The sequence below is a fragment of the Halanaerobium sp. genome (assembly GCF_003070835.1).
In genome coordinates, this window is sequence record NZ_QBLR01000168.1 from 1 (window position 1) to 7,433 (window position 7,433).

At 34.7% G+C, this 7,433-nt stretch carries 7 protein-coding genes; 3 read left to right on the forward strand and 4 right to left on the reverse strand.

Translation table 11 applies throughout. The features are described from left to right. Nucleotides 1-276: 276 nt before the first annotated feature. The 4 genes from CI949_RS14195 to CI949_RS14210 form a co-directional block, all read right to left on the reverse strand. Nucleotides 277-771, reverse strand: coding sequence for a hypothetical protein (locus tag CI949_RS14195; protein WP_089723062.1), 495 nt, complete (start codon nucleotides 769-771; stop codon nucleotides 277-279). Nucleotides 772-787: 16 nt separating this feature from the next. After that, nucleotides 788-1,789: a LacI family DNA-binding transcriptional regulator gene (locus CI949_RS14200; protein WP_089723061.1), complete on the reverse strand. Its 1,002-nt coding sequence runs from the start codon at nucleotides 1,787-1,789 to the stop codon at nucleotides 788-790. Nucleotides 1,790-2,107: 318 nt separating this feature from the next. Continuing rightward, the gene (locus tag CI949_RS14205; protein WP_089723060.1) at nucleotides 2,108-2,419 is read right to left on the reverse strand and encodes a hypothetical protein; all 312 of its coding nucleotides are present in this window, start codon (nucleotides 2,417-2,419) and stop codon (nucleotides 2,108-2,110) included. 158 nt (nucleotides 2,420-2,577) lie between these two features. Then, nucleotides 2,578-3,816, reverse strand: a complete 1,239-nt coding sequence (locus tag CI949_RS14210; protein WP_089723059.1) for a hypothetical protein — start codon at nucleotides 3,814-3,816, stop codon at nucleotides 2,578-2,580. 327 nt (nucleotides 3,817-4,143) lie between these two features. On the opposite strand from CI949_RS14210, the gene CI949_RS14215 reads away from it, so the two are divergent. From CI949_RS14215 to CI949_RS14225, 3 genes are all read left to right on the forward strand, one after another. Next, nucleotides 4,144-4,935 (forward strand): tyrosine-protein phosphatase, encoded by a 792-nt coding sequence (locus CI949_RS14215; RefSeq protein WP_110301154.1) that lies wholly within the window; start codon nucleotides 4,144-4,146, stop codon nucleotides 4,933-4,935. 17 nt (nucleotides 4,936-4,952) lie between these two features. Continuing rightward, a complete protein-coding gene (locus CI949_RS14220; RefSeq protein WP_110301155.1) occupies nucleotides 4,953-6,065 on the forward strand; it encodes a polysaccharide biosynthesis/export family protein in 1,113 nt (370 codons plus the stop codon). Between the two features lie 11 nt (nucleotides 6,066-6,076). Beyond that, the coding region (locus CI949_RS14225) for a GNVR domain-containing protein (protein ID WP_290767496.1) at nucleotides 6,077-7,433 on the forward strand (1,357 nt) is incomplete at its 3' end.

Consider the following 7,433-nt stretch of genomic DNA (forward strand, 5'->3'; position numbering starts at 1 on the left):
AATTTACATTTTTTTCTTCACAACATTAATTATACAACCTATTTATATAGTTAAATTTTATAATCATCTCCTTTCAGGTCTTTTATTTTTAATACTTTATGAATTTTTAAATCTATATATTTTTAATTTAATTTAATATAAAAGCTTAAATAATCCGCGAAAATCTTTAGTTATTTGTAATCCATTACATATATTAATAAAATTTTTTTCTAGTATTCAATTTAGTAGTAATATATAATTATAGATGTATTCGATTACATCTAACAAAAGTATATACTATTTATTTTGATTTGTCAAACTATTTTCATAATTTTTAAAGTTAAATCTTTGTTTTCGAATCTGATCAACAAAATTCTCGAAGGGTTCGTAATAATTTGATGAATTAAATTTTACTTTGACTACTGGATCTTCTGATGAATCAGTAATTATTTTAAATTGTCCTTCCAAAAGGCAAATGTCTAATTCTATACTGCTGATTTTGTCATAATATAAATGTTTAATCCTGTATCCTAAATAATTATCAGTAATTTCTTTAAAACCTTCTTCTAAAAAAATTATCCCGTGGGTTGTAGCTACTAGTAATTTAGCCGATTTATATACTGACGATTCAATATCTCTCTCATTTAGATGTTCTCTTTTTATAAAAATTAGATCTATTATATCTTCTTTTTCAGTAAAAATTGATTTTTTAGAAATTACTTCCTTAAAAATATGATGAACATCATTCTTAGCTTCTAATATAGAATTAATTTTCTGCTCTAAAGACTGCATAAAACACCTCCTTCATTTAAATATTTTTATATCCGCAAGAATCCCTAATAATCAATTTGCTTTCCAATTTTATTTTATTATTTTCAAGTTCTTTTTTTTCTAATATATCAAGTAATAATTGCATAGCTTTTACACCAATTTGATACATTGGCTGACATATTGTAGTAAGAGATGGCTCATAAATAGAAGCTATTTCAATATTATCAAATCCGACCAATGCGAGATCATCAGGTACTTTTAATCCATTACTTTTAATAGCTTTAATAGCTCCAATTGCCATCTGATCACTGTCAGCAAAAATTGCTGTAGGTGGTTTATCTAATTTAAGTAGTCTTGACATATTTCTATAACCTGATTTATAGCTAAAATCACCTGTATTAATTAAATCATCATAAACTTTTAAATTATGATCATGAAGCGCCTTTTTATATCCTTTTAATCTGTCTTGACTTAAAATTACATCTTTAGGACCTGAAATATGTGCAATTCTTTCATGACCCAGTTTTATTAAATGCTCTGTTGCTTTATAAGCTCCTTCAACATTATCAATAGAAACAGTTGGTACACTTTCTTCATCAATATATTCACAAGCCAGCACCATATTATACTTTTCTGAAATTTCTCTTATTAATTCCGAATCTATCCGTGCAGTTAAAGATATTACCCCATCTGCATATTTTTGATCCAAATTTTTTAAATACTCTTTCTCTAAACTCAAATCATTTTTTGTATCTCCCAATAATATCTTATAACCATTTTTCATCGCCACAGATTCTATTCCTCGCACAATTTTAGAAAAAAAGGGATTACTTATATCTGGTAAAATAACCATTATTATCTCTGTTTTCATTGTTCTCAGATTTCTAGCTAATACATTCAACTCATAATTTAGTTCGTCTGCAGCAGCTAAAACTTTCTTTTTTGTTTTGTTACTTACAGCATCAGGATTAGAAAACACTCTAGAGACTGTAGCATCTGATACATTTGCAAGTTCTGCAACATCTTTCATCGTTGTCATAAAATCATTCCTATGCTTTAGTATTTATTTAATTACTGTAATGTATTCGATTACATCTGATAAAATTATATACTAATTATTTTGATTTGTCAAATAATTTTTTAAACAAGTTTGTGTGAAGCATTTGTGGGAGACTTTTCCTCACAAAGACATAATCCTATATTTTCTTTACTGATAATCATTTTTCAAGCTTAAATTTTAGTTAATATCAGCTGATATATTTTTTAGTCCTTTAACCCAGTCCTGACCTGATTTTGGTCCTTTTAGAGCGGGCATTGTTGCTCATAGCACTTCATATTTTGATTTTAAATACTTTTTCTAGACATTATTATATGCCTTTCTTAGATCATCTGTTTTAAACTCCCAGCTGATTTTATTTAAATGCTTTTCTAAAGTGTTATTTCTATCTGCTATTATTATCTTTGCTAAGTTTCTTGCTCCTTTTCTAGACCACCTCATACCTCTTTTTTCAAACCTGTTAGCTAATACTTTATCTATATTATTTTCTTCTATATTATCCAGTAGTTTAGGTACCAATTCTGAATTACCAAGTTTTTTAAAGAATTTCTTATTTAAATGACATTTATCCAAAAATCTAATTTTTATTTGAAGTATGTATTCTCCATCCATTCAGCTCTTTTTAAGCTTGTTTACAGATAATTCTAAAAACTTTTTTATAAATTCTTGAATTAAGATTCATTTTGTAATATTCTTAAATCAAGTTCCAAGGGTCTTACTCCTTTCTTTTATTTTACACTAACGTTCTAAGAAATTATTTTCAGAAAAATTTACTGATAAAACTTATAGGTAACAGGCTGTTTTAGCTGAGCTGGTCCCTGGCGGTCGGATTCCCACTCTTTTGCTTCATCCCAGTTGGTGGGCAAGCTGTGGGGGCTGACTAAGGCTTCGACCTGCAGATACCAGGGCTCAACTTTCATTACAACTTCAGCCTGACTGGGATCTGTGATTCCCCATTTAGAAATTCGGTGTTCATAGAAATTTCTGGCCTGACCGTTCTGCCAGTAGGTCATTATCCTTTCAGCTTTAATTTCTCCTACCAGTTCTGTCCCCTCTGGTTTTTGCTCAAGGTAACCAAAATCACCTGAAGCCAGCGGAATATGAGCTACAAAACCTTCCGGGCTTCGGGTATAATCAAAGCGCAGTTTACCCAGCAGTTCTGTAACATCTGAAAAAGCAAACTCTACCATAAAACCGGTGCGGCGGTCAGTTTCATTTTCCCGCTCGTTCTCTATTTCTTCGTATAAGAAACCTGCCCTGTAGCCGTGCCAGTTTCCACCTAGATAAATATTATAGCCGTCTCCACTGCAGCCTAAATGGCTGCCGCTTCCCGTATATTCTCCGGCAGAGTGGCGGAGAGCCAGTTTACCAGCTCTGGCTTCAAAGTCTAAAAACTTCCAGCTATCTCGATAATAGAAATAGTTTTCGATCCAGTTGCTGCCATCTCGGTCTCCATAATCCCAGTTAATACCGGCAGCATGATAGCCCAAACCGGCTTTAGTTTCATAATCAAGGGTCAGTATCTGCCCATTATAGCCGGTTTCTGCATCCTCGAAACGCAGATCTTCAGTTCCCGGTACATGATCAAAATAGGAAATTAAATCTGGTTCTGGAAAACGAAGATAGCGAATTCTACCGGTTTTTAAGCTGAGGCTCAACCTGCCAAGCTCACTGTTGTGAAACGCATATCCTTCCAGATAAAGTTCATCAAAATTGGGGTCAAAACCCGACAGAGTGTCAATCTTTTCATTTGAACGCAGAATAGAATTAAGACGCAGTCCAGGTGCCAGATCAACATTGGTCCGAAGCTGCAGATTACGTAAATTAAAATGGTCATCCCAAAAATGGGCTCCCATCCCTAAATCCCAGTGGCCGTTAAAAGTACCAGTGTGAGGCAGCCACCAACCTTCTGTTTCTTTTCTCTTCAGGTTCTCAGTAGGAGCGGCCGCCGCAGAAGCTGTAAAAATTATTAGAATTAAGCTGAGTAATATAACTATAGTTTTTTTCATAAATTATTCCCCTAGTTAGCTGATAATTAAAAATCCCTGACAGACGAAATCAAAAGCAGATGTTCAGATAGAAGAAATAAACTTTAAAAAATATTTTTAGTAAATTAAATGAAATTTGCTAATCTTTTCTAAATTACACAATTATATTATACTTAATTATATAGTTTTTTGCAATTATTTCAGCAATTAAAGAACTATTTTTTTAATTTTCCAAAAGTTAGCAGCCGATTATCCAAAAATATTAAAATCAATCTCTGCCATATCTTGTTAACTATTTATAGTTATGCTATAATAAGTACTGATATTTAAGAAAATATGGTGATAATAATGATTGACCTACATTCACATATTCTAACAGAAGTTGATGATGGAGCTGCTGCAGCTGAAGAATCCCTGGCAGTACTTAAAGATATGGAAGCTAAGGGAGTAAAAAAGGTTGCTGCTACCTCTCATTATCCACTCTATGAAATAGATAATTATAAGGTGTTTATTTTAGAGAAACTGCAGCAGCTGCGCCAGCAGGCAAAATCAGCCGGACTGGAGATTGAAATTCTAAGCGGTTCTGAGATTTTAATCGACCGCAAAACAGCAGAATTATTTTATAGAGATCAGCTTCTGACAATAAACGAAACTGACTATATATTATTAGAGACTTATCTTAATTCTTATCCAGATTACTTTCCCGATTTAATCCATGACTTAAAAGCAATGGGTTATCAGATTATAATTGCCCACCCGGAACGATATCCCTACATTCAGGCCGACTTTACCCTGCTTTACCAGTGGGTTGAGGAATATGGACTGAATTTAATGCTCAACAGCTCCTCTTTTATTAGTGAGCACGGCAGCAAAACCAAAGAAACAGCAGAAAAAATCTTAGAACTTGGTCTGCCACAGCTGATGGCTTCTGACACTCATGGAATTAAAAAAAGAACCTTTAGCCTGGATCAGGGGCTAAAAATAGCAGAAAGCTTAAAACCGGGCAGCAGAGAAATTTTTCTTAAAAATGCTGAAGCAGTTACTAAAAATCATGAACTTGAAAAATTTGAAATTAAAAGAGAAGAAAAATCAATTCTGAAAAAGTTCTTTTCTTTTTTTAGCAGCAGTAAAAATATTTAAGTGGAGGAGGAAGCTTTTTGAAAAGAAGAATCATCTTAATTACAGCAATTTTATTATTTTTTATTACAGCCCCAATTATAGCCCAACAGTATAAGCTAAACGTTGGGGACCGGATCAATATCTCAGTCTGGGGACATCAGGATTTAAGCAAAGAAACAATAATCGATCCAGATGGAAGAATTTCTTACCCCTTAGTCGGCTCAATTAAAGCTGAGGGCAAAACAACAGCTGAAATTAGAACTGAGCTGCAGGAGGCTCTCAGTGAATACATAATTAATCCCGAAGTTAGTGTTAATCTAATCTCCTACAGAAAACTAAGGGTAACGGTGATGGGAGAAGTACGCCAGGAAGGCAGCTATGAAATCAGAGCTGACAACCAGGTTCTGGATGTTATTTCTTTAGCCGGTGGTATTACCGAAAATGCTGAAGCTGAAGCTGCAGTTCTGCAGCGCCAGGGTAAAAAACTGAATGTTAATTTAAAGGAACTCCTCAGAGGTAATAATTTAGAAGATAATTATCAGCTGCAGAATGGGGATCAGATTTTTGTACCCGAACAAGAAAGGTTAACCGCTTCTATTCAGGGGGAAGTTAAGGCTCCTGGTCAGTATGAATTAAGTTACGATAAAGAAATCCGCTTAAATGACTTTTTAGCTCAAGCTGGAAGTTTAACAGAAAATGCAGGCGAAAAGATCCGCTTAATTTCAAATGACAAACCTATAGAATTTGACGTAGAAGATACACTGGCTGCCAAGAAGAAGGCCAATCCAATTGTTCAGGATGGAGATTCCATCTATATTCCCTCTGCTTTAGAGGAAGTAACTATCTTAGGTGAAATTGCCCGTCCAGGCAGTTATGAGTGGAACGAAAATATGAGGCTGGCTAATTTAATAGCTCGAGCCGGTAATACTAAAGATCGAGCTAATTTAGAAAAAATTAGGTTGGTCCGTAATAACAATGAAATTCAAGAAATTAATATGCAAAAATTCTTTGAAGAAGATGAACTCACTGCAAATCCAAAATTGCAGCCAGGAGACTTAGTTATGCTTGGTGAAGATGATTCAGTGGATTGGACCAGAGTCTTCTTTATGTTTGGTGGGTTCAATAAAATTAAAGACTTCTTTGGTTGGTAAGGGGAGAAAATATGAATTCAGACAGCAAATACATAGTTCAAAACCGAAATGAAAAAGAACTTAAAGAATATATAATGATGCTCTGGTATAAAAAATGGCTGATTATCGCCCTAATGTTTGCAGCTCTAATCGCCTCCTTTTTTATAACTTCTCAGATGCAGCGCATTTATCAAACCTCAACTATGCTGATGGTTCAGACGGAAAGTGGTCCGGAAAATCTCTTCAGTGAGGAACTTTCTTTTGTCGGTAAAAATGATAAATTAATCAATACCTACAGCAGGATTTTTACCAGCCGCCGCATTATGGAGCAGGTAATTAGGGATGTAGATTTAAAAAATGAAGAAGGAGAATATATTCCTGCCGGTGCTTTACGGCAGAACATTTCGATTCAGGCCGGTCAGGATACTGACTTAATCACGGTCCAGGTCAATTACCACGACCCTGAACTGGCTCAAAAAATAGCCAATTCTGTTGTCGAAAATATGCAGCAGGAAACCAGGGAATTAAACCAGGCTTCACTTAAAGGAGCCTCCGATTTTATAGATTCACAGTTAGCTAAAACTCAGAAACGCTTATCTGAACTTGAAGACAAACTTTTGGCCTACCGGGAAGAGCACGAGCTTTTAATGCCCGAAACTCAGGGAGAAAATCTGCTGGATCGTTACGCAGAACTAGAGGGCCAAAAGGCTGAAGCAGAATTAATGCAGCAGGAAGCCGAAATTTCCTTAGCTGAAATAAATCAGAAATTAGAAGGGATAGATCAAAAAATTATCAGCTCAGAATCTATCAGCCGCAACCCAGAAATCAATGCCATTCAATCTAATTTAACCTCTCTTTACACTGAGTTAGAGGGGCTAAAAACAAAATATACAGCAAAACATCCAGAAGTTAAGGCTGTTCAAGCTCGAATTGATAACTTAGAAAAAGCTTTAAATAACAAGACTGCTGAGATAGTCAGCGGCAGAACTGAAACAAATAACCCACTTTATCAGAATTTAAACAGCCAGATAATTCAGCTTGAAGTCCAGCAGGTTACTTCTGCTGCCAGAATTGAAGTCTATAATCAGCGGCTGGCTGAAATGGAAGCAGAATTAGATAAGTTCCCTCAGGCAGAACTTAATTTCTTAAGGCTGCAGCGGGAGAAAAATGTGGCCGAAGAAATTTATCTACTTTTAAGAAATAGGAAGGAAGAAATTAATATCCAGCAGGCAATGCAGACTTCTGATATTTTTGTCATCGACAATGCTTATCTGCCCGAAAATCCGATTAAACCTAATTTAATGCTCAACCTGGCAGTTGCAGTTTTGCTGGCTCTAATGCTTTCGGTAGGAATTATCTTCCTCCTTGATTATTTAGATAACACTATTA

Excerpts from the sequence above, each read along its gene's own strand:
- CI949_RS14200 (WP_089723061.1), bottom strand. The coding sequence starts at position 1,789 with ATGACAACGATGAAAGATGTTGCAGAACTTGCAAATGTATCAGATGCT.
- CI949_RS14205 (WP_089723060.1), bottom strand. The coding sequence starts at position 2,419 with ATGGATGGAGAATACATACTTCAAATAAAAATTAGATTTTTGGATAAA.
- CI949_RS14215 (WP_110301154.1), top strand. The coding sequence starts at position 4,144 with ATGATTGACCTACATTCACATATTCTAACAGAAGTTGATGATGGAGCT.
- CI949_RS14210 (WP_089723059.1), bottom strand. The coding sequence starts at position 3,816 with ATGAAAAAAACTATAGTTATATTACTCAGCTTAATTCTAATAATTTTT.
- CI949_RS14195 (WP_089723062.1), bottom strand. The coding sequence starts at position 771 with ATGCAGTCTTTAGAGCAGAAAATTAATTCTATATTAGAAGCTAAGAAT.